The sequence below is a fragment of the Lacrimispora amygdalina genome (genome assembly GCF_003432035.1).
Taxonomy (GTDB): Bacteria; Bacillota; Clostridia; order Lachnospirales; family Lachnospiraceae; genus Lacrimispora; species Lacrimispora amygdalina.
Map to the genome: position 1 here is coordinate 1 of NZ_QOHO01000111.1, position 23238 is coordinate 23238.

The following is a 23238-nucleotide window of genomic DNA, read 5'->3' on the forward strand; positions in this document are numbered from 1 at the left end:
TACACTAATATACTAACATCACCTTAATTAAATGAAAATGGTAATCCCGACACGGTATATGATTTGTGTGTAAGTGTAATTACATAATATATCGTGCGAGAGACTGGCAAGACACGACTAGATACAGGCTTAATTGTATTTGGTTGCAATATACAGTCCAGGAAGGGAAACCGACCGTACCAATAGAGAAATGAATAGTGAAAATACTACTCTATTGGATTAATTACACAAAATCATCTCAAACTTCCGATGCGAGGTGATGATACACACCCCTAATGTGTGTCAAAAGTATGCAGAATATTGACATTTCAAAACCGTTGGATATTCTGATGTGTGATTCAAACAGATATAATGATTTGGCAACATATTTTTATAATTCAAAATGTAAATACATCCCACACTCACTTATCACAAAGAACCTACGTTCTTGTAGAAATATGGAAAATTATGGTATATAATTGGAAGTATTACTTATGATAGGGGAATAGGAGTATGAAGGAAAATACAATTATACTGGTAGATTACGATAATGTTTTTGTAACCTTAAAAAACAATTATAGGGATTTTAGAAATCCCAACATTATGTATGATGTTATTACCAAAATCAAGCAAAATTATGAAAATGATAATATTTTGATATGTAAACTGTTTGCAGATTTTCAAAAAGTACAGATTTCATCTGATGGCTATGATATATTAAAGAAAAATCATGTTGAAATAGAACATGTTTTTAATGGCAAGAATGCTAGTGACGTTGTACTTATGATTAACTGTATTAAATATATGGTACAGTACCCTCATATAGATAAAATTGTTATGGTATCTTCTGATAGTGACTTGGTGCCAATATTTCACGAGGTTCAATTGATGAATAAAAAATTAGAAGTACTGTACTTCGATGTAAATACAAGCGAAGAGCATATTAAAAATATTAACGAGATTGGTGTACCAAATAAATCTATTGAAAATTTATTAAATCTGGATAAGTATAAAGAGTTTGGTGATTTAGAATCATTCTATAAATTTAAAAGTTCTAATTTGGTTTATTTCACGGGCTTGTTGCAACAATTAAATGATGTGATCAAACAAGAATATGATAGGTATTTAAAGACGGATGAATTTGGCCAAATTATAGGCGTAGGTTCTATCACAGTTTCAACTCTTTCAAATAAACTTAATGAAATCGGCATTTGCCCGTCAATCGAAACTTATCGAAATTCAAAAGAAAGATATTCAAATTTATTAGATATGCTTATGGACAAAGAGATTTTGTATCACCATCCTTATAGATTTAAAGGTAGAGAAATAAGGACACTTTTACTGTCTGTGCCGTTCTTGTCCGATAACGACATTCATATAAATAATTTAGTAAAAAGTGAAGATTTTCCAAGTTAGAGTTGACTTTACAAAATGATTATGATATGATGAAAACAAGTTAAAAGTATAAAAAATGAAGTACTTTTAACTAACATTTAAATGAAATACTTCTTTATAAAAATGAATTCTTTTAATTTAAAAATGAAACAGCGAAAACTATATCCAATAATGAGATATAGTTTTCGCTTTATAAAGTGAATGTATGCTTACTTCCCGCATATAATATAATGTCTGAAATTTAAAATTGAAGCGAATGTGGCCTATCCAAAATGTACACAGGAGGATTGGCTGGCAATTATGTATTTCAGACTCATACCAATTAAATGAATACGCAAAACCCGTATCTAAAAATGATGCGGGTTTTTGCTTGTTCAATGAACTTCTCCTACCTCTGGCTTTAAATTAAAATTTACTCCCACAATTATTACACTTCCAAGTCTTTCCGTTATCACCCATACCAAATATACCAAAAGCGGCAATTTTGGCAACCTTTTTAGTGGTAGATATTTTAGAAAGATTGGTGCTCTGGCAGGTTGGACATTTGGGCACATTACTCTCTTCTACTACTTGTTTTTGTTGTGCTAGTTGGTTTTTAAATTGCTGTATTTTTAATCGAAACTCAATTGGATCTTTTTCATACAAATCCTCCATAGCGTTCATGAAGCTCTCATCGGTTGAAATTTGTTTAATTAATCCACCATAAGGTATTTTACATTTGGTTTCTTTCCCAAGTGGAATTAAACATTCTGGACATTCTGTAAAAGCCTCTCCGTTTTCTAATTTTGCTCCACAATATTGACAATATAACGTCATATCATATCCTCCCCTATATTTTGGTGTTAAAAGTGCCATTTATAGTAGTATATCATATTATAATTTCTATCGGAAGTAGTTTTATAATATTCTGAATCTTTATTGGCGGTACAATGGGATTCTAAAAGTGGATTAGGCGGTTGGATTGTAGATATCTATAAAGCAAAAAAGGGAATCGTAGATGTAAGTGCGGAAGCCGACAAATTTTTCACTAAATATAAGAATAATGGAAAAGACTTGTCTGCTGTTATATCAAATGTTTTTGAGAATAATGGTGGCGAAAAGGGAATTGATGGTTTTATAAAGGATAGTAAGTTAGCTGACGAATCACTAATCAAATTCCTCAAAGATTCAAAGCAAGGTACAAAAGACCTGGCATCTTATCAGGAATACCTCAAAACCACCGGTAAACAGACTTCTAGGTTCGCAGACCTTACGCAAAAAGCCGGTAATGTCGTAAAAGGATTTGGTGCCGCATTAGCTAGTATGGCTGTTATGTGGGCAATTGGTCAAGTAGTATCTGTTGCAGTAAAGGCTATTGATAGTTATGTAAATCGTGTAAAAATAGCAAAAGAAGCGGTGGCCGACGCGAAGGGAAATTTTGACTCATTACGATCAGAATTACAGTCTATTAACGAAGAACTCGAAACTAATAAAGATAGGATAAGCGAATTAAACGAACTCCCCTCTCTCACCTACGTGGAGCAAGGCGAGCTTGATAAGTTAAAAGAAGCAACAAAAGAACTTGAGCGACAGAGAGACATTAAAGACATAGAATTAAAACGTGCGGCCGAGGACTTATCTGAATCTAATCGTGACGCATTTGACAAAGAATATGGAGATAACAACTTTAACTACTCAGATGTAATGGGGTTAGATTCACAGTACGGCTCTCTGTCAATGTCCCCAACTTCTGATGTAGCGTTGGCACAGGAGGGGCTTGAAGGACTTGCAGCGGCTATCGTTAAGGTTCAAGAAGCTCAAAAGCAAGCGCAAGAAAATGGAGATTCCGAATGGTTAGATTCACTCACCGAGAGAGAGAAATCTTATAAACAACAGCTAGAAGACAACCTGTCGTCGTTACAGGGGTATAGAGACAATCTGACCGACTTGATGAATTATCGAGATTTGACCGAAGACGAACAAAAATTCTATGACAATCTTGAACAAGGCATACGTCTTATCTATCAATTCACAGATCCGTCAGCATGGAATCAAATAGAATTTGATCAAATATTTAATAATGAATCTATTGATGTTACCAAAGAGAAATTAATTGAATTAGCAAGCGCAGGCAAATTGGATGAAGACACAATTAAACAGTTTCCAAAATTGAGCGAAGCTATTAAAAATATTGACTTGATTTTAGGTGATGGAGAAACTGCTACTAAGTCATTCATTGACCAGATTGTTGCTCTTGCGAGAGAAAGCAAAGATGCTGGCAGTTCGGTAGAATCCGCATTCGCTCCTCTTTCCAAACAAGAAGTAATTACAAATATCAATTCGCTCTCTGAAGGTTTTGAATCCCTTGATAAAATCATGAAGAGTATATCAGACGAGGATAATCCATTTGATTACGCCCTACTCGACGATAAAAACTTCAAGGAAAAATTCGGTGATTTAGGAGAATCGTACACTGATTTTATCGAAAAAGTCTCTTCTTCACCAAAAGATATTCAAGCCACACAATCTGCATTTGATAACCTCGTAACTACTTGGATAGATAGTTCTGGTGTATTAGACGGACTTACAGATGAAAACGCTAATCTTGCTACTGCCATGCTTCAAAATATGGGCATTTCTAATGCTGAAGAAGTTGTAACTAATCGACTTGCAATTGCACAATCTGAATTAGCTGCTGAAAAATACTACAACGCAAATGCTTCTGACACCTTAAACAATGCAACTATTTCAGAGATTGATGCTTTCGTAAACTCTGGTATAGCTGCTGGAATATCTGAACAGGCGTTGGCAGAATTAGCATTACAGAAATTGGCTGTAAATGATGTTAAAATTGATACATCGAGCGATATTGATCAGGTTATCGGTTTGGCAAATGCAGCTGGCGCAAGTGCTGCTGTTTTATCAAAATTAGCACAAGCCAAGGCAATTATGGCTAAAGCCGAAGCAGGTGCTTTAAACGGTTCCGTTGGAGACTTAAGACAATACGAATCAGCACAAGCTATGCTCGCCGAAATCGAGAATGGAACATTCGATTTTCAGACTACACTCGATCCTGAAAAGTACAAGAAAACTGTTTATACTGGCGGAACAAAAACCAATAAGTCCGGTGGGTCAGGCTCTAAGAAGGATAAAACTGACACATCTAAAGATATTGACTGGATCGACCGTCAGCTTAAATTACTCGAAGAAAAACGTTCCCAATTGGTCAATAAAATTTCCGATACTTATTCTGATTTTTCGTCAACCACACATGATCAGATTTTAGAATTGGATAAGACCTTGATCAATGAATATACAAATGCAGTTAATCAGTATCAATCAGAGTATGATAAGGCTGTTAGCAAAATATCAGCACAAAATAAAGCCAAGATAGAAAACGGCTCAATGTCGGTAGATACTCTCTCTGGCAAGGAATTGGAATACGTACAGGCTGCAATTGATGCTTATGACAAACTTACTGGCACGCAGGTAAAGCAATCGGAGGCACATAAGACACTTCTCGATGATATAAAGTCCAAATATGATGATATATCTAAGTCTATTGAGAACGAGAATAATAAATTAAAGGATTCTAATTCAATACTAGAAAGTCAGATGGAATACTATAAATCTGCTGGTATTGTTGTTGATTCATCATACTATAATAGACTGATCCAAAACACGTCGGGTTTGATATCAAACACCAGAGATACAATAAGCAACAAACGAGCTGAATTAAGAGATCTTCTCGCTAACGGAGCAGACACATCATCACAAGAATATCTGGATTTGAAAAGCGAAATAGCTGATGCAGAGACAAATGTTTACGCTCTAAAGAAAGCACAAGAGGAATACAATAATCAACTTAAACAGATGCCAATTGACCATTTGTCTACGATTATTTCCATGTACGATGATATCACTGCTAAGATTGAAAATTGGGGTTCTGTTCAGACTGCTACCGGTGGCAAGCTAAACACCGAATATTACCAGACGCTTATTTCTAATGGGGCTACTGTCATTGATCAATATAAGAAGCAGATACGAGAAATAAAAAGTCTTATGTCCGAAAGTGAAAAGGGGTCAACGGTCTGGCAAGAATTATACAGTCAGTTGCAGAGTATTGACAGCGCTACAGCTTCAATGGTGAATAATCTTCAAAAGTGGAATGAAGAATTGCTGAAAATGCCGTTAGACAATATTAGCACATATTCTGATAGTTTGCAGAAAGTTATATCTGGATTGACAAATGTACAATCGGAATATAACTCCATTATAACCGCCATCACAGATGCTATATCTGATCAGATTAGCGTTTTAGAGGATCAGCAAAAGATTGCAGCCGATGCACAGCAATCTGAAATAGATGCTTTACAGGAAAAGTATGATTTATTAGTAAAAACTAATGAGAAATTAAAATTGCAAATGGCATTAGAGCAATCTCAATATAATCTTGCCAGATCTCTATCGCAGAAAGTTAACACCGAGGTAAGAAATGGTGAAGTTGTTTGGGTTGAAGATTACGACGCTGTAAGAAAAGCGCAGGAAGAAAATCTTGATGCTCAGTTTAATATTGACAAGTATAGCCTTGAACAGCAGATTGAGGATGCTAAAACAGCTCTTGATAATCTGAATGATAGTTATCAGGATCAGATTGACGCATTAGAAGAAATCAGCAAAAAATATTCTGAAATAAGTTCCGCTGCTGAGAAAATATCAAATGCCAATTTAGCTACATCTCTGTTCGGTGAAGGTTGGGCTGACAAGGTATTATCAGGTAATGACAAAGAGATTTACTCTACTCTTACATCACTTTATCAGACCAATGCTGAACAGTTGGAGCAGTACCAAAAACAAGCAGATTCAACCGAAAATATTTATTCTTTGTTAGAGGATTACGTAAATTCCTATAAATCAGGTGAAATTACATACGAACAAGCCATGACCAAAATCAACGGTCTCCTATCCCAGATGAATGAGTCTATGTCTGCCATGGACAATTTGCAGAATATATATGACTATCTTGGAACAGTAAATGGTGTTGGGGCAGACGCAGACAGTATTCTTAAAGGGATTCAAGATGGACTATCCGTTACAGCAGACGAGTTAGTAAAATCACTTGAACAGTATAATAAAAATTCTGGAATGATTTCTGAGTATTCGTCCAGCTGGGAACAGCTTACCGATAATGTAAAATCAATGCTTGATGTATTGAAAGAGGTTCGTGATAATCTCAGAGACGACGAAGATGATTCTGATGACGATGATGACGAGCCATACGACAAGTCCAGAGGTAAAGGTTGGGGAACTGGCGATGTAAACAATGGCCCTGGTGTGTATGCTGATGGCATCGAAAATGGACCTGTTGGAAAATCCTCTGATTCTGAGCGCGAGAAAATGCTCAAGTATTTAGCAACAAACGAGCTAAAAGATGGCGAGGTTCCGATACTCGCTCATACGGGAGAGCAGATTCTTAACGAGAAGCAGAAAATGATGTTATTGAAGAATTTTGAAAATGCGGCTAGTTTCATGCCAAATCTTCCTGATTATAGTAATGTTCTTAATGGTGTAAAAATGGTTGAAAAGTCAAACAGTCCGACAATCCATTTCAATGGTGGTATTACTATTGAAAAATGCGATTCTCCAGATGAGTTGGCAAAAGGTATAATGCACGGAGATCTTGCATTAGCATTGGGACAAAGATTAGGAAGAAGATAAAACATTTGGGAACCGGAGAAATCTGGTTTCCTTTTTGTTTGCAAAGGTAGGTGATGTTTTGAATTATCAAGAGGTATATAATAAACTTTCTGATGATCTAGTAAATGCGTTAAATAACTTTTTCAGCTCATTGAAATTAACAAAATCATTTCGCGCTAGGGTTACTCAGAAATTAAGTAATAAAAAATACAAAGTGTATTATAAAAAAAGAGAATATTCTGTGTGGTCAGACTTTATTCTTGAGGTCGATGATATGGTATGGGTGTGTGTCCCCAACGGAGATTGGGATTCGTTATATGTGCAGACATCTAAAAATGTAGGCAATAAAATTAATACTATGAAAAATTATGAGTTTAAGGAGGATGGTATTTACTTAAACGGGATAAAAATCACTTAAACTAAGAAAGGATATGTTTATGAAAATATCAATTGCTGGCATTGATTATGAAATAACCGACATAACGCCAATTAACGGATCAGTATTGAAAATTACATTTGTAAAAGAAATTCCAATTAAATTTGGAGATATAACCACATATACAAACGGAGGAATTATAGCTGGAACACTGAGTGGATATTATACACTTTATCGTTTAAAAGATAAAGAACTATATTTATCAAATGATGGTAGTAGGTATGTAGAGAGTACGGGAACCATAAACGAACCTATTAATGAAGGTTCTCTTACAGACATCAAATGTGCTAAGAAGGAAGAAATATCCTATACCTGCGAACAGATAATATATAATGGAATTGATGTTACACTGACAGATGGAAACACTGAGCACTTCTCTCTCACTGAAAAAGATCAACTTAATTTATTTGGCAAACAGGTACAAATAGCATCTGGTTCAACATCATTAGAGTATCATGCAGATGGACAATCATGTAGATACTACTCATCAAATGACATTCAAAGAATAATTAATGCTGCCATGAGATTCGTTAGTTATCAAACAACCTATTGTAATTCTATGTATATATGGATCTTAGGGTGCGAAACAAAAGAAGAAGTCAAAGCAATTACATATGGCGATGATATTCCAGAGCAATATCAAACAGAGGTATTAAAATCATATCTAGTTACGGGTGAATAAGATGAAAATCATTTTTAAAGAATTAGTGCTTTTCCATATCGGAGCGACATTATATATTATGATTGAGCTAATCTGGCGAGGATACAGTCATTGGACGATGTTTATACTCGGAGGAGTTTGTTTTGTTTGCTTAGGGTTAATCAACGAGGTTATTTCATGGAATATGGTGTTATGGAAACAGGCATTATTAGGTGCAAGCATTGTAACTATACTGGAATTTATTACTGGTTGCATTATTAATATTTATTTTAGATTAAATGTTTGGGATTACAGTAATATGCGTTTTAATATACTAGGTCAAGTCTGCCTAGTATATTTTATTTTGTGGATACCGCTAAGTATCGTTGGAATAATTTTAGATGATTATTTAAGATACTGGATGTTTAAAGAAGAAAAGCCACACTATAAGATTTTAGTTAGGAGGTGAAGCATATGATTGCAACAATACACACGATTGAACCATTTGATGTAACACTAGGTACCGACATTAAGTTTACTTGGTCTGGTAATCAAATATTTAAAGTGCGTTGTATAATAAAAAATAACACCACTGGTGTCGTGGTATATGACGATACGATAGATACAATGAAGCAATCGTTTCCATTGCCGCCCGAATCTGGATTGGCTAATGGTATTAAATATATGGCGTATATCACAGTTTTTGATATAAACGAAGAAGAGTCTTCAATCCAAAATACGGGTACGCTCTTTTACTGTTTTACCACTCCAACGTTTCAGCTGTCAGTTAGTGATGGCGATATTATCAGGGCTTCATCTTATAATGTTTCACTTATGTATGAACAGGCTGAAAATGAAAAAATGGACTATTATAACATCTCTCTTTATTCATACCAAAAGACTCTCTTACAATCATCAGGTGAGGTTTATGACGTAACCAACCCATCGTACATAATAACCAACTTGGCAAATGCAACACAATATTATCTTCGTGCAACCGGTAAAACTATTAACGGATTTTTGCTTGATACTGGATACATCTTGGTGACAGTGCAATATATTGCAGCACAAGTATTCAGCACACTAGAACTAAATAACATTCCTGAAAATGGATCAATTGAAATTAAGTGCCATATTATATCTACACTTGGAGTGTCCGAAAATGAAGTAGTATATATAAATGATGGTTATGATACGTTTGCAGATTTGAGAAATAATTCGGTTACCTTTGATGATGGCTTTAGGGTTGTTGGTGACTTCACAATACAAGAAAGCTTTCATTCACCTATTAGGAATAGAAGTGTATTGTCATTTACAGACGGGCGAAATATGAAGGCGGATGTATTTTACCGCATCGGGAGCTATAGTGATTCAGATGGTGAAAAATGTTATTTTGAGCTAAACGTGACCGAAGGTGGAAACGTTGCGGTATACAATAGTAAATATCTTCCCCTCCCAATCAATCAACAGGAGTTCAGTATAATGATAACCAGAGAAAACGGGCTATATGATTTTGTAGTAAAACAAATTAATTATAATACATGGGGAGATCTAGAAGAACTAACATGGGAACAGGTTGAACAATACAATTGGAACCAGATAAGGACGGTGATTATGTAATGACTGAAACAACTAATTTGGAACTTAAAAAACCAGAAAAAACCAATTTTGTTTCTATAGGAGACTTTAATTTAAATTCAGATAAAATAGATAAACTTGGTGCGCCTGAATTTGATGATTCCGGGGTTGTAGATGGTATAACAGATTTTACTACATATCTTTCTACCTTGGTCAGCGGGTCAAGCATTTTTAATTTTTTCAGAAATTTAAAAGCTGGTTTTCAGTATGTGTTGCATGTTGGGCAACTTGTAAATAATACAGTTACCAATAACGACAATCTACCGGCATCGGCAAGTGCTGTATATAAGTTACAGCAATCACTTAATACAACAAATAGCAATTTAGCAGATTTAGACAGCGCAGTCACTTCCATAAGCAATGATTTAACAACCAATTTAGCAGATTTAGACAGCGCAGTCACTTCCATAAGCAATGATTTAACAACCAATATAAAACCAGTTACAAGCCGGATAGCAAACTTTGTAACAGATGGAACAGATTATGATACTTTAAGTCAGCCTGGGTGGTATTATATCTATTCAACAGCACATGCCCCAGCAAGTAACCTCGGTCGTGTATTAGTTAGGGTTGAAAGCATTTATGTTAATGGTAATTGGTACACAACGCAGAAAGCTGTTGAGTTATATAGTGCAGGAGCAATACAACCAAAAGTGTACGAAAGGTGGATAACTAACATAAACGGAACATTTTCCTGGACATCATGGATACAGACGGTTTAATAAATGATCATTTACCAGCTTCGTCCTACCCATGCAGATGTGCTTGCCCACCTACGGCATACAATACCAGTTCCGCCATATTCGTAAAAGATCTGGTGCGCATATCCAGTGCCGTCTACTGAACCGTGATGCTCTACATACCACCACGATGATCCAGGAAGCGCAACGCTTGCGGCTGTTGTACTGTTAATAACAAATGTTTCAAAACCTGGTAAGGCAAAATTATTTACATATGAAGAATCACGTATATATAACCCTGAAATTTTCTGCAAATCAGATTCATCAGCTTTGTTGTTTAAATTGCTATTATAAACAATAAACGTCTTCCTTAATGGAGAATAGATGTGTGAAGAAGTTAACGCACACTTACTATTAAGGAGGATACTATTATGAACAACAATACAGGTGAGCTTGTTAACAATATTTTACTTAAACTTTCCGCCCAAAATATATTAAAACAAGAAGATCTTGTGAACGCAAAAATGATAATAACTCTCTGCATTGAAAATTATCCAAAAGAATCAGAACATAAATATGAAGTGTCTACTGATGTAGATAAAAATCAATTTTATCTGGAACAATTTATATTAAATATGAAATTGCGTGCATGTACTGATGGGAGTATAAAGTGTTATATATACGAATTAAACGCATTTATTTCGTTTATTGATAAGTCCGTTGAAACAATTACATATCAGGATATTAACCGATATTTGATTTATGGAAAAATACAAAGAAAATGGAAAGACAGAACCTATAATATGAAATTAATAATTATTAGAACATTTTTTTCCTTTTTATATGAAGAAGATTTTATAAAAGATAATCCTGGTAAAAAATTGCACGAGGCTAAAGTTGAACATCGAATTGGCACTACCATAAATGCATACCAAAGAGAAGAAATAAAATGCTCGTGTAAAAATGAAAGAGAACAGGCGTTGTGTGAATTTCTATATAGCACGGGAGCAAGGGTTAGTGAAATTTGTTCGTTAAATATTTCTGATATAGATTTTCAAAATATGTCGGCAATTGTATATGGAAAGGGACGAAAAGAAAGGGAAATCTATTTTAACGCACCAACAAAATTACATTTGGAAAAATATTTACAATCCCGTGATGATAATAATGTGGCACTTTTTGTAACGAATAGAAAACCCCATAATCGTATTTCACCCAGTACGGTAAGAGCAATTTTAAAGCAAATTAAGAGTCGCAATAAAGACACAGAAAATATTAAATTGACCCCACATGTATTCAGACGAACTGTGGGAACGGATATGATAAATAAAGGTGCTCCATTAGAAATTGTTGCCGAAAAATTGGGGCACTCAAAATTAGATACCACCCGACAGTGTTATGCCTCAATAAGTCGAGTTACTGTTCATAACGCTCATAATAGATACATAGGATAACTTTTTTAAGGAAGGATGGAGGCGATAAATTGTTACTCGGATATACATTTTTAGGAGATGAAACGTCGTTTTCATCTACCGCAAACAGTGCAAATAATCTAGAAACAATCACGGTTAAGAATTCAGTCGTGAATGAATTATATGTATCATCTAAAGTTAGTGATGTGAATAATTTTAATGGATTAATACCAACCGATTGGGATATTGATACTAGGCTACATGCATCATTTAATGATGATTTGTATGGTGGGAATGTAAACTTTACAGAAGAAATTGTATCTTCTGTTAGAATAAAAAGAAAAACTGCAAACGATAGTAATTTTAAAACAATTTATGAAAAAGACATAAACAATAAGGATGATTTTTCTATAAACTTGATTCATTATTATGCTCCAATTGGAGATGTTTCTTTTGCTTATGTTCCAATTATTTCAGGAGGCGAAGGTGACTATATAATCAACACTGTTAAATCCGATTTTAATTCTTATTTCATATGTGAAAAAGACATATCATACCCAATGGTTCTTGATACAAATTTCAATAAAAAGAGAATTCAACGAACAGGATTAATTGAACCACTTGGCAGAGAAAAACCCATTATTTTCAAAGGTGGAAAAACTAATTACATTACAGGAGACATTGAGTGCTGTTTCATTGAAAATCAGAACTGTACTTGGCAAACAGAAACATCATGGTATTATCGTAATACTATTTATGATTTCCTAACGAACGGCAATGTAAAAGTTCTAAAGGATTATTTTGGCAATGTTTGGTTGATAGGAGTTACCAGTGATGAAATAACGGAAGAATCTGATCATCCACTTCACGTAATATCCAAGTTTAGTGTTGCAGAATGTGGGGATGCGCATAGTATAAATGATTTGTTTTATAATGGCTTACTTGATACAAACATAGACGGGTAGATTGGTGGTGAGATATGGGATATATAGTTACACAAGAAGATATTAATATTTTGCACCAAGGAAAACAAGAAATGAGAATCAAGGTAGAACTCCTGAATCGTGATTTTAAGACATTAGATTCACTAGAGGGTGTCATTATATCAGATAATTTTACTCAAGATTCTGAATCTATTCAGAGAAGAACTTATTCTTGCGATATGGCAATACTAGATTCAACTTTCATTATTGGAAATGACAAAAAGATTTGGTCAGATAAAAGACTTAGAGTTTATTATGGCTTACGAAGTCAAAGAAGCAAGGAAATTGTATGGTATAAATTAGGTATTTTTTGTTATGTCAGTATGAAATATACATATTCCAAAAATCAAAAACTGCTCTCTCTCACTTGCGCCGATTTAATGGCTCAATATGATGGGACATTGAATGGACAACTAACGGGATATGGTTCAGCGAATGAATCATCAAGTTATTCCATTCAGAGTCTGATTATCCCAGCTGGCGAGGACATTAGAACGTCAATTATTGGAGTTTTGGATTTAGCTGGAATAACAAATTATATCGTACAAGACATTGGTAAAGAAATCCCGTATCATTTAACCTTTACCACTGGTTCTACTTTTGCGGACATTTGGAAAAAGATAAGAGATCTTTATGATTCGTGGGAATTTTTCTTTGATGAAGACGGAGTGTTTGTATGGCAACAGGTTCCCACATGCTTAGAAGACGATGTGATCATAAACGATGAAGTGTTGGTAGGTTTGGTGACTAATGAGGAAGCTAATGGTAGTTTTAATGGCATTTATAATGTTACAGAGGTATGGGGAAAGGTACTAGAACTTGAAAACGAGGATCGATACTCTTCCACTTCTACATATATGAATAATATATATGGCGTAACCTTTTCTGAATATTCTTCTTGGGAAGATGTAGATAATCTGACACAGCTAGCATTTAAAGTATCAGCCTCAAACATGGAATTTCCAAAATTCTCAATAAACGGATATGCTGCAATTCCTATTGTAGATGGTGACGGAAATCCATTAGAAGCAGGTAAATTAGAAGCAGATACAATATATGTGTTTAGGTATAGGCGATCCACTTCTGGCAATTCACTTTATCTTCTTGGGAACTTTCAGTGCTATGGTAGATACGAAGAAACATCAGAAGATTGCCCCTATTCAACTACAAAACTTGGTTTTGAAATTTTAAAATCAGTTGAATATGATACATTAAGCGATGATGCAGCCTGTTATAATCAAGCGGAGTACTTAACTTATCAAACTACTGCTATGATGGATACAATTACGCTTAATTTGGTGGTAATTCCGTGGTTAACAGTAAATAAAAAAATTGAATACACGCCAAAATACAACGGTAAAAAAAATCAATATATCATAAAAAACCTAAGTTGGAATTCTGGTAATGGAACAATGACAATGACTCTCTATAAATTTATGGAGAGTTTTTCATTTGTCTATAATCAAAAAACAAATAAATAATAGAGAATAACATGGGGAGGAGGTGGGCAATGGATAAAGTTATCTATCGTGGCTATAAATTTAAAATTATCCCTACCAAAGAACAAAAGGAGTTCTTTTTACAATCTTTCGGTTGTGCTAGAAAAATTTATAATCATTATGTAGATGAATTATATAATCAATTAGAAAAATCATGTTATGAAAACGGCTTAATAAAAAGGGAAAACATTAAAATAAGTAACTATACTGAATTTAAAAGAAATTATGATTACATGAAAAATGTTGACGCCCAATGTTTGGCGAGCGCAAAAATAGATTTCAATAACGCTATTACAAAATTTAATAAAGAGTATGATAAAAAGACATATACAAAAAAGAGTCGTAACCGCGAAAAAACACTCGGAATAAAACCAACGTTTAAAGATCTGAAGGGAATGCCGAGTTTTAGAAGTATTAAGAAAAATGATTTTTCATATAGAACATATAATTCGTATTATAATGGTAAATGGAGCAATATTATTTTAGAAAACCAATTGCTAAAGTTACCCAAACTTAAAACTGTGGTAAAAGTAAAACAACATCGTTCATTGCCTACTAATAGTATTATTAAAAACTGTACTATATCAATGGATAACAAAGGTGTGTTTTATGCTAGCTTATGTGTTGAATATGTGATAGATATTGTACCCAAGCAAATTAATAAAGCCAAGATTTTAGGTCTCGATTATTCTCAAAAAGATTTTTATGTAGATAGTGAAGGTAAGAAATCCAATTATCCTCACTATTATAGAAAATCAGAAGAGAAATTGAAGAGACTACAAAGAAACTTAAGTAGGAAAACATTAAAATCTAAAAACTGGTATAAGCAAAGGCAAAAAATAACCACACTACAAAAACACATTGCAAATCAGAGAATGGACTGGATACATAAAGAAAGTAGAAATATTGCAGATAAATATGATGCTGTAATAGTTGAAGATATTAATCTCTGCAATATGGCACAGTGTTTAAAGTTGGGTAAAAATATACACGATAATGGATTTGGTATGTTTCGTGTTTTTATTAAATATAAACTTGAAGAACAAGGAAAACAATTTGTTAAAGTTGATAAATGGTTCCCATCTTCAAAATTATGTAATTGTTGCGGAACAATAAAAGAAGATTTACAGCTATCTGACAGATGGTATAAATGTGAATGTGGTTATGAGAACGATAGGGATTATAATGCAGCACTAAATATAAGAGACTGTGGAACACGGTTGATAGCCTAGATAAACTTGTCTCGCTGGAGATATTGACTAGGAAGCCGTGTGGTTTTAAACGCACGGTAGCTCACAGAGTTTTTCTTATGTACAAAAAATCATTAAAAAAACAAATAGAAAGGAGAGAATTAAATGGCCTACGAAGAATATCCACGCAGTCAATTTCCTGACACAATAGACAACTTTGATAATATGCAAGATATTACATCAAGCTTAGTTGACGCTATGGTATCTTATCAAACGGCAATAACAAATAAGGATTTTGCAACTGCGGCAAATGTGATAGCTAATAATCCGGATTTATTGAAGGTTTTGATTAATGCAGATAGAATCAATTCATTACAAGATGCAGTTAAAGCAATTGAGAAATATTATCTAGAGAATGTTGAGGATATGGTAACTCATATCGCTCAAAACACAATTGGAATCAATGATAGTGCAACCGGAGACGATAAGAAAACAAACGCTTATTCGGCAGAAAAAACAGAATATCTTTCAGGTATTACTTTGGCTGCTAACATTACAATTAATATAACAGATTGGAATAGTGATTTAGAATATATATACACAAATAGTTCAATTTTAGCCGATGACGAAATTCAGTTATATTTTGCAGATGCAAGCAAGCTGAATGCGTCAAAGGCTTTTATTTATGTAAAGAGTGATACTGGTGCTGGAAATTTTATTCTCAAGGCCAATAAAATACCCAAAAGCGCATTGGTGATAAATGAAATAAGGTTGGTGAGAAGATAATGGCAAAATTAGGTACAACAAACATCGGTGGTGGCGGTGGAATTGCTTCAGACGAACTTACCGTAACAAAGAATAAGGTTGTTGAAGGTTATACATACGTTGGGGCAGATACAGATGATGAAATTGGAGATGGTACAATTCCAAACAAGGGGTTTTCTACCGCATCTCAAAGTGTGACAACTAGCGGAAGTAATTTAGTAACAAGAATTCCAAACGGCGCATATATAACAAATGCTTCAAGCGGTTATCCAGAAATTACATCTTCATTATCTTCTGTCGCTTCTGTAGGAGGCCTGACAGCTGCAAAGATATTATCCGGACAAACTGCATTGGGAATTTCGGGAACAGCTACATCAGATGCAAACTCAACTGCTTCTCAAATTTTAAGTGGTAGAACAGCTTATGTTAATGGTATTAAGTTGACCGGTACAATACCTTCGCTTTCTGGGACGACTATTACCCCAGGTACTTCAACGCAGACGGTTTCCAGTTCTGGGAAGTATATGACTGGGGATGTGGTGGTAAATGCAGTTTCAAACTTAACGGCTGCAAACATCAAAAAGGGTGTTGTGGTTGGGGGGGTGACTGGAACGTGGGAGGGCTATGTTGCCAGTTCTGTCGATTTATATTACAGAGGGAACAACGTAGCTGGATTTATAGCTGGTCAAAAGGCAACTCTTGACGCTGGTCAGATTACAATTGGGCCTCTTACCTCAGCTTCTCAGTATGGCTATTTATACACGAATAATAGCATTAGTACTGTTGGAAGAACATGGATAAACATGCAGGTTAATGTTACGAGTCATTATGACAATCTTAATGGAGATAGTATATACATATCGACGACTTTTGGAGGGCAGACTCTTAAAACAATTATAGGAAGCGATTATGGAGAAAAAACTTATTCATTTAACGTTTCCGCCATACAGGCATCTTCTGCCATAACCATTACAGTCAATAGGGCTAATATGGCAATATATCGTATTTGGCTTTCATAAGGTTTTTGATCAGAACATTACGACATGAAGTAATGGATACAAATTAACTCAACTATAAATAAGGAGGCAAATAAAATGAAAGCATTAGTAATTTATGATTTAATCAGATCACGGAGGATGAGCGATCACGGTAAATAACAATGGCACAGATTCTGTCAAGGTTTATAGGGAATAGTTGAGTTTAATACTCTTCTATTCCCTATTTTTTACGCCTAAAATTACACTTTTATGGCGTTTTTATCACTATATTTTGTGCAATCTCAATGATCATTCTACTATATATAGCGTATGAGATTCACTTTTTGACAACGCACTCTTTCGCCAACTTATCATCCCGTATTCCTCTGAATGCGGCTTGTCGAAAACCCTCTCGTTCAGTAGGCATGGATTCCACTATGCATACTAATTCAGGGATAAACCAAACAGCATTATATAACAACATTGTGTTTGAAATGGAGAATTAGTACAGAGAACATTTAATTTCATAACAAAAGTATTTAATTTACCCAATTAATAAAAAATTAATATAAAGGTCAAAAATGGCAAACCAAAAAACACATGAGGAATTTATTCGCAAACTACATCGCATTAACGAGCGCATTATTATCCTAAACACATATAGCGGTGCTAAAAATAAGGTAAGATGTAAATGTAAAATTGATGGATATGAATGGGATGCGTATCCTAGTAAATTATTGGGAGGACAAAAATGTCCAAAATGTAAAAATATGATCAGACGAACCTCCGATGAATTTATCAAAGACTTATATAAAATAAATCCTAAAATTGACCCGCTTGACGAATTCACTGGTGTAATGAATAAGATACGGTGCAAATGTCTAATAGACGATTATGAATGGGAAACAACTCCTGCAAGATTATTGAGGGGAGTCGGATGTCCAAAATGTGCCATAAACAGTACTGCTAAACACAAGACACTTACTCATGAGGCTTTTGCCGAAAGAATTAAAGAAAAACATCCACATATAATAATTTTGGGATTATATACGAAATCTTGTAATCGAATAAAATGCAAGTGTGGAATTGATGGTCATGAATGGAGTCCTCTGGCGGGAAGTCTTAGTAAATCAGGATGTCCAGTATGTTCCGGGCTTATTGTAAAACAAGGATATAATGATATTTGGACTACTGATCCCAATTTAGGTAGGTTGTTATTAAATAAAAATGATGGTTATAAATACACATCTTCTAGCAATAAGAAAGCTTATTTTAAATGCCCGGAATGTGGCGAGATATATTTCAAAAAGATATGTGATATAAAATATCGTGGAATATGCTGCAACAAGTGCAGCGATGGAATCTCTATACCAAATAAATTTGTTGCTAACATACTATCAATAAATGGAATAAGGTTTCAGACCGAGAAATTATTTAATTGGTCTAACAGTAAAAGATATGATTTTTATTTAGAGGAGATTAATTCTATTATAGAGGTAAATGGATCGCAGCATTATACAGAAGGATTTTATTCATTGGTCGGAAGATCTCTAACAGAAGAACAAATTAATGATAAAGAAAAATATGATTTGGCAATTAAAAACAATATTGATAATTATATTATTGTTGATTGTTCATCTACTAAACTTGATTATATGAAAATTTCCATTATAAATTCAATGAGTAACATAATTGATGTAAAAAATACAGATTTTAACAAGTGCTATATTGACTCTCTTCAATCAAAACTCGTTGAGGCATGTAAACTAACAAAGTCTGGTCATTCAAGAGCCTTTGTGATGAATAAATTACATATATCCTATTCAACATATTATTCATATATTAACACTGGATCTCTCTTAGGTTTGTGCGATTATAAAAGCAACCATCGTCGTCCTGTTGTTTGCTTGGAGTCGGGCGAAATCTTTAATAGCATTGCAGAAGCTAATAGAAAATATGGGGCATGTCATATTTACGATTGCTGTCGTGGAATACGCAATTATTCTGGCTTTAGTGAATTAATCGGGAAACGTTTATCGTGGAGGTATTATGATGATTATATTTCTGAATCTTAATACCTCCATTTTATATACCTATTTTAAATTTCTTTATAGTTAATCGCTTCAATGGATCTGCGCATTGTACCAACTGGATCATGACCATTAAGCCACTCATCGTGGATTTCTCTTGGTAAAATTACCGGCATTCTATCATGGATAAACGAAATGCCAGACCAGGCAGGACGAGTCAGAACAACAAAAAGGGACTCGCCTGTTTTATGGTCTATTTTTGATAATCCCGCCATCCATACAGGACTATTATCGGGCGGTGCAAGCGCATATTTTATCTTTTTAGAGCCGCGTTTCTCCCATTCAAAATACCAACTCGCAGGTATTAGACATCGCCCTTCCATCATTGGGCGCCGAAACGTATTTTTCTCAGCCGCAGTTTCACTTCTTGCATTAATAATTTCACCTTTGCCATCGAACTTTGGAAACCCCCAACGCATAGCTGTCATAGTGCCGTTTGACGACAGAACAGGAGCAATGTTTGTTGGGTATATTTCACCGGTTTTTACGTCCTCTTTTCTTTCAACAGCTGCGATGATGGAACTTAATTCAGCATTGTCTATCTCAATATAATATCTTCCACACATGTCTTTCTATCACCTTTCGTATTAACTAGTTATTATTTGTTAGTATTGTACATGTTCTATAATATTATATTACCATAACCCATTTACAAGATTCTATGAAAAATATAAGCTTAAACTCTCTCAGAAATCCTCCAATAATTGATTCGCAAACAAACTCCTTTGATGAAATGCCAGAATAATTCTTATCTTCGGTGCATTTTATTGTTATATTAGATATTGTTTGTATTATACCGTCATCGCCCTCAAACTTAATGCTTAGCGGTCTGAGACTACAAGTGGATGTAAACCACGCCTTACAAGCGATGTGATACATTTTACCTCTAATTTCTCCGCTATCAATTTGATTGTTATTTGATCCGATTCCAAAAACGCCCATATCTTCACCTACAATACATTTTGTTTTGTATAATCAACAGTTCTTTTTTCTCTACTGATGCCGCCGCTCATGTGATCAATTTTGCCAGCATTAGCAAAGCTCGCTCTTATTATAGAATCTACACCAAATCTTTTCCGAATATCGTCTACTGCCCTGTCTAATCTCTCCAGTTTTTCATAATCATAATCATCAAATAAATTAAGCTGTCTTGCTTCTTCAGTAACCACTTGACTTGTATGAATTCCGAGGTGCCGAATTGGCATCTTATCCCACATTTCATCAAATACTTGGCAAGCCGATTCATAAATTTCACGTGTTATGTTAGTTGCCGCTTCTAGTTTTTTCTGATGGCTGTAATATCTGAGGTTATAATCTCTTATTCCAACAGACACCAACTTAACCTTAACATTGTCATCTCTCAATCTCGCCGACACTGTTTCTGCCAGTGATAACAATACTAATTTCGCAGTAGTTGCGTCGGTTACGTCAAATGAGACCGTAGTGCTGTTTCCGTATCCCTTATTGGGCGGAGGCGTAGGCTCGACTGCTGAGAAATCAAGTCCATTTGCAAATGACCAAATGACTTCTCCGTGTTTACCAAAATGTGATTTGATTGTAGGTAAACTGGTTTGCGCCAACTCTCCTATTGTTTTAATTCCAAGATTATTTAGTTTTCGGGTAGTTGCCCTACCAACAAAAAACAATTCGGATACAGGTAACGGCCACATCTTATGTTTTATTTCACTCTTCCATAACGTATGACAGAGGTTTGGCTTCTTAAAGTCCGATGCCATTTTAGCGAGCACTTTCACGTCTGATATTCCAATATTGACCGTAAACCCAAGTTCATTGTATACCCTTTCTCTTATTGTATTTGCTACAACCTCTGGTTCTCCAAATAATGATTCCGTTCCAGTCATATCAACAAAACACTCGTCGATTGAGTATTGCTCAATCGTCGGACTATATTGTTTCAATATGTTAACAAATGCTTTGGATGACTTTTGGTATAAATTATAATTTGGAGGCACAAGTACAAGATCTGGACATTTGCGTAAAGCATCTGTTACAGGCTCGCCCGTTTGTATTTTATACTTTTTAGCAGGAATGCTTTTTGCCAATATGATACCATGTCGCTTAGACATATCACCGCCTACAGCAGATGGGATATCTCTTAGATCTATGTTCCCGCCTAAATGATGTAATCGATATACCGCTTCCCAGCTCAAAAAGGCAGAATTTACGTCAATGTGAAATATAACTGTTTTCAAGATGTCACCTCCTTATGCTCATTATAATCGAATGTATGTTCTTTTAATAGTGGAAAGAAAAGGAAGCTAGTTGCTTCCCGTCTTTCTACATTCTATTTGAAGTAGGAGGTTTATATGCTGGTTCCGTCCCAACTTGTTCATCATAGGCATATTTCAGCAATTCATATAACTCATCACTTATACTTCCCGGCTTATAGTAATCATCGAATAATTTTATGACCTTGCCTGCGTATTCTGATGGTACAGGTCTACCGTCTATATTGGCGTGAATGTCTTTTTTCATGTCCTCTATCGTATTAAATCTTTTTGGTAATGGTAATCCGTATATCTTAGCCAAAATCCCCACTACACAGCAACATTCATTAGTCGATGTTAGCGGAGCATTTTTAAATCTTGCTTTAATTTCGATTGCTTGTTTGTTAATATAAAATACCATATTGTTATTTTTATCTAATTGTGAATTCCTTCTCGGAACAATCCAATTACCCTTCCTAAAATTTTCACCTGACTTGCAAAGATTATTTCTGTTGAACCACTCTCACTCTCCGATTGCAAACGATAGAGTCCACCTTCTTTAAAATACCTCCTGACGATAACGCTATCGTCAACAATAGCCGCTATGATATTACCATTTTCTGCATCAGTCAGTCGTTCTATAATAACCTGATCATCTTTTAATATCTTTGCTTTTTTCATACTGTCATCATGAATTTTAAACATAAAAGTCTCAGCATTAGGCAAAAGCTCTGATGGTATAGGGTAATAACTTTCAATGCACTCTTCGTCATATAAAGACTGTTCAGAGGTTATGTTGCTTAGTACAGGCACATTAACGACTTCACGCTTAGTCAAACTATAGCAATCGTCCATAATTTCTATTGATCTGGGTTTAGTTGGATCTCTTCTTATATATCCCTTGTTCTCCAATGCTTCCATCTGTCCATGTACGGAAGAAGGCGAATTTAATCCCACTTCTTCTCCAATTTCTCTAACGGTAGGAGGATATCCTTTTTCAAGTATTGTCTTTTTTATATATTCTAAAATACGTTCTTGTCTATCGGATAATTTACGTTTGTCTTTCATGTTATCATCACCTCTTTGTATTACTATATCATATTGTTTCGCAAAAATCAAACATATGTTCGTTTTATTTCAAAAAAAATAAGACCGGAATCTCTCATGAGAAACCGGCCTTTATATTATTCATCTTTTGGACTTACACTTGTAGCATTTAAAAACTCTTTTAACTCGGCCACAGTCATATTCTTTTCTTCTAAGATAGATGATACCTCTTTAAGTTCTTCCATCTGTAATTCGGATTCAAGCTGTTTCTCTTTCTCTTGAAGTGACTTGATTGTGTCTTTATAGTTTTGAATTTCTTCTTTAGTTTTGACAAGTTCTTCTTTAAGTCTTTCAATTGGTGATTTACGAACTCCTCTTGGCATATACAATAATCTCCTTTAAATGTAGATTCTTACAAATTAATACCATTTAGAGTATACCACATTAATATATGGTTTTAAACCTTTTCTTTTAATTATTACATAACAGCGATGTTATTTTCTGTTGTCAAAGTGTTGTCATAAATATTTTCATTACTTTCTAGGAGGCTGATAAAACCTATACTATATTTAATTTTGGATACTAAATTGTACTTATTCAGAT

20 protein-coding genes are annotated in these 23238 nt (G+C 34.5%); 14 read left to right on the plus strand and 6 right to left on the minus strand.

Translation table 11 applies throughout. The features are described from left to right. The first annotated feature begins 492 nt into the window (after positions 1 to 492). Positions 493 to 1395, plus strand: a complete 903-nt coding sequence (locus tag DS742_RS26220; RefSeq protein WP_117419869.1) for an NYN domain-containing protein — start codon at positions 493 to 495, stop codon at positions 1393 to 1395. A 384-nt stretch (positions 1396 to 1779) separates the two neighbouring features. Here the strand turns inward: DS742_RS26220 and DS742_RS26225 are convergent, their stop codons facing one another. After that, entirely contained in the window at positions 1780 to 2190 is a 411-nt protein-coding gene (locus DS742_RS26225) for a hypothetical protein (RefSeq protein ID WP_117419870.1), read from the minus strand. Between the two features lie 102 nt (positions 2191 to 2292). Between DS742_RS26225 and DS742_RS26230 the strand changes: the two genes are divergently transcribed. The 13 genes from DS742_RS26230 to DS742_RS26295 all read left to right on the plus strand — a co-directional run bounded on the left by DS742_RS26230 (position 2293) and on the right by DS742_RS26295 (position 19345). Further along, complete coding sequence (locus DS742_RS26230; RefSeq protein WP_117419871.1) at positions 2293 to 7071, plus strand: hypothetical protein; 4779 nt, start codon at positions 2293 to 2295, stop codon at positions 7069 to 7071. A 220-nt stretch (positions 7072 to 7291) separates the two neighbouring features. Beyond that, entirely contained in the window at positions 7292 to 7468 is a 177-nt protein-coding gene (locus DS742_RS29085; protein WP_170313599.1) for a hypothetical protein, read from the plus strand. A 19-nt stretch (positions 7469 to 7487) separates the two neighbouring features. Then, positions 7488 to 8168 carry an acyl carrier protein gene (locus DS742_RS26240; protein ID WP_242996844.1) on the plus strand — a complete coding sequence of 227 codons (681 nt, stop codon included), beginning with the start codon at positions 7488 to 7490 and terminating at the stop codon, positions 8166 to 8168. Between the two features lies 1 nt (position 8169). Beyond that, positions 8170 to 8595 carry a putative ABC transporter permease gene (locus tag DS742_RS26245; protein ID WP_117419874.1) on the plus strand — a complete coding sequence of 142 codons (426 nt, stop codon included), beginning with the start codon at positions 8170 to 8172 and terminating at the stop codon, positions 8593 to 8595. Positions 8596 to 8600: 5 nt separating this feature from the next. After that, a complete protein-coding gene (locus DS742_RS26250) occupies positions 8601 to 9746 on the plus strand; it encodes a hypothetical protein (protein ID WP_117419875.1) in 1146 nt (381 codons plus the stop codon). Then, positions 9746 to 10486 (plus strand): hypothetical protein, encoded by a 741-nt coding sequence (locus DS742_RS26255; RefSeq protein ID WP_117419876.1) that lies wholly within the window; start codon positions 9746 to 9748, stop codon positions 10484 to 10486. Before DS742_RS26250 ends, DS742_RS26255 begins: the two co-directional genes overlap by 1 nt. 389 nt (positions 10487 to 10875) lie before the next feature. Next, complete coding sequence (locus DS742_RS26260; RefSeq protein ID WP_117419877.1) at positions 10876 to 11898, plus strand: tyrosine-type recombinase/integrase; 1023 nt, start codon at positions 10876 to 10878, stop codon at positions 11896 to 11898. Between the two features lie 29 nt (positions 11899 to 11927). After that, entirely contained in the window at positions 11928 to 12821 is an 894-nt protein-coding gene (locus tag DS742_RS26265) for a hypothetical protein (RefSeq protein ID WP_117419878.1), read from the plus strand. Positions 12822 to 12835: 14 nt separating this feature from the next. Then, on the plus strand, positions 12836 to 14320 hold the full coding sequence (locus DS742_RS26270; RefSeq protein ID WP_117419879.1) for a DUF5048 domain-containing protein: 1485 nt from the start codon (positions 12836 to 12838) through the stop codon (positions 14318 to 14320). Positions 14321 to 14349: 29 nt separating this feature from the next. Beyond that, positions 14350 to 15570, plus strand: a complete 1221-nt coding sequence (locus DS742_RS26275) for an RNA-guided endonuclease InsQ/TnpB family protein (protein ID WP_117419880.1) — start codon at positions 14350 to 14352, stop codon at positions 15568 to 15570. Between the two features lie 123 nt (positions 15571 to 15693). Continuing rightward, positions 15694 to 16314 (plus strand): hypothetical protein, encoded by a 621-nt coding sequence (locus DS742_RS26280; protein ID WP_117419881.1) that lies wholly within the window; start codon positions 15694 to 15696, stop codon positions 16312 to 16314. Next, positions 16314 to 17312, plus strand: a complete 999-nt coding sequence (locus DS742_RS26285; RefSeq protein ID WP_117419882.1) for a hypothetical protein — start codon at positions 16314 to 16316, stop codon at positions 17310 to 17312. Before DS742_RS26280 ends, DS742_RS26285 begins: the two co-directional genes overlap by 1 nt. A gap of 539 nt (positions 17313 to 17851) precedes the next feature. Next, positions 17852 to 19345: a hypothetical protein gene (locus tag DS742_RS26295; RefSeq protein ID WP_117419883.1), complete on the plus strand. Its 1494-nt coding sequence runs from the start codon at positions 17852 to 17854 to the stop codon at positions 19343 to 19345. Between the two features lie 23 nt (positions 19346 to 19368). On the opposite strand, the gene DS742_RS26300 is transcribed toward DS742_RS26295, so the two are convergent. The 5 genes from DS742_RS26300 to DS742_RS26325 form a co-directional block, all read right to left on the minus strand. After that, complete coding sequence (locus DS742_RS26300) at positions 19369 to 19926, minus strand: SOS response-associated peptidase (protein ID WP_117419884.1); 558 nt, start codon at positions 19924 to 19926, stop codon at positions 19369 to 19371. A gap of 384 nt (positions 19927 to 20310) precedes the next feature. Continuing rightward, positions 20311 to 21573 (minus strand): Y-family DNA polymerase, encoded by a 1263-nt coding sequence (locus DS742_RS26310; protein ID WP_117419886.1) that lies wholly within the window; start codon positions 21571 to 21573, stop codon positions 20311 to 20313. Positions 21574 to 21658: 85 nt separating this feature from the next. Next, a complete protein-coding gene (locus tag DS742_RS26315) occupies positions 21659 to 22009 on the minus strand; it encodes a DUF3837 family protein (protein WP_117419887.1) in 351 nt (116 codons plus the stop codon). 14 nt (positions 22010 to 22023) lie between these two features. Then, the gene (gene lexA, locus DS742_RS26320; RefSeq protein ID WP_024347354.1) at positions 22024 to 22656 is read right to left on the minus strand and encodes a transcriptional repressor LexA; all 633 of its coding nucleotides are present in this window, start codon (positions 22654 to 22656) and stop codon (positions 22024 to 22026) included. 116 nt (positions 22657 to 22772) lie between these two features. Further along, the gene (locus tag DS742_RS26325; protein WP_117419888.1) at positions 22773 to 23018 is read right to left on the minus strand and encodes a hypothetical protein; all 246 of its coding nucleotides are present in this window, start codon (positions 23016 to 23018) and stop codon (positions 22773 to 22775) included. Between the last annotated feature and the right edge of the window lie 220 nt (positions 23019 to 23238).

Coding starts and splice junctions, on each gene's coding strand:
- DS742_RS26245 (WP_117419874.1), top strand. CDS start 8,170: ATGAAAATCATTTTTAAAGAATTAGTGCTTTTCCATATCGGAGCGACA.
- DS742_RS26300 (WP_117419884.1), bottom strand. CDS start 19,926: ATGTGTGGAAGATATTATATTGAGATAGACAATGCTGAATTAAGTTCC.
- DS742_RS26225 (WP_117419870.1), bottom strand. CDS start 2,190: ATGACGTTATATTGTCAATATTGTGGAGCAAAATTAGAAAACGGAGAG.
- DS742_RS26250 (WP_117419875.1), top strand. CDS start 8,601: ATGATTGCAACAATACACACGATTGAACCATTTGATGTAACACTAGGT.
- DS742_RS26275 (WP_117419880.1), top strand. CDS start 14,350: ATGGATAAAGTTATCTATCGTGGCTATAAATTTAAAATTATCCCTACC.
- DS742_RS26220 (WP_117419869.1), top strand. CDS start 493: ATGAAGGAAAATACAATTATACTGGTAGATTACGATAATGTTTTTGTA.
- DS742_RS26295 (WP_117419883.1), top strand. CDS start 17,852: ATGGCAAACCAAAAAACACATGAGGAATTTATTCGCAAACTACATCGC.
- DS742_RS26280 (WP_117419881.1), top strand. CDS start 15,694: ATGGCCTACGAAGAATATCCACGCAGTCAATTTCCTGACACAATAGAC.
- DS742_RS26285 (WP_117419882.1), top strand. CDS start 16,314: ATGGCAAAATTAGGTACAACAAACATCGGTGGTGGCGGTGGAATTGCT.
- DS742_RS26260 (WP_117419877.1), top strand. CDS start 10,876: ATGAACAACAATACAGGTGAGCTTGTTAACAATATTTTACTTAAACTT.
- DS742_RS26315 (WP_117419887.1), bottom strand. CDS start 22,009: ATGGTATTTTATATTAACAAACAAGCAATCGAAATTAAAGCAAGATTT.
- DS742_RS26255 (WP_117419876.1), top strand. CDS start 9,746: ATGACTGAAACAACTAATTTGGAACTTAAAAAACCAGAAAAAACCAAT.
- lexA (WP_024347354.1), bottom strand. CDS start 22,656: ATGAAAGACAAACGTAAATTATCCGATAGACAAGAACGTATTTTAGAA.
- DS742_RS26325 (WP_117419888.1), bottom strand. CDS start 23,018: ATGCCAAGAGGAGTTCGTAAATCACCAATTGAAAGACTTAAAGAAGAA.
- DS742_RS26270 (WP_117419879.1), top strand. CDS start 12,836: ATGGGATATATAGTTACACAAGAAGATATTAATATTTTGCACCAAGGA.
- DS742_RS26240 (WP_242996844.1), top strand. CDS start 7,488: ATGAAAATATCAATTGCTGGCATTGATTATGAAATAACCGACATAACG.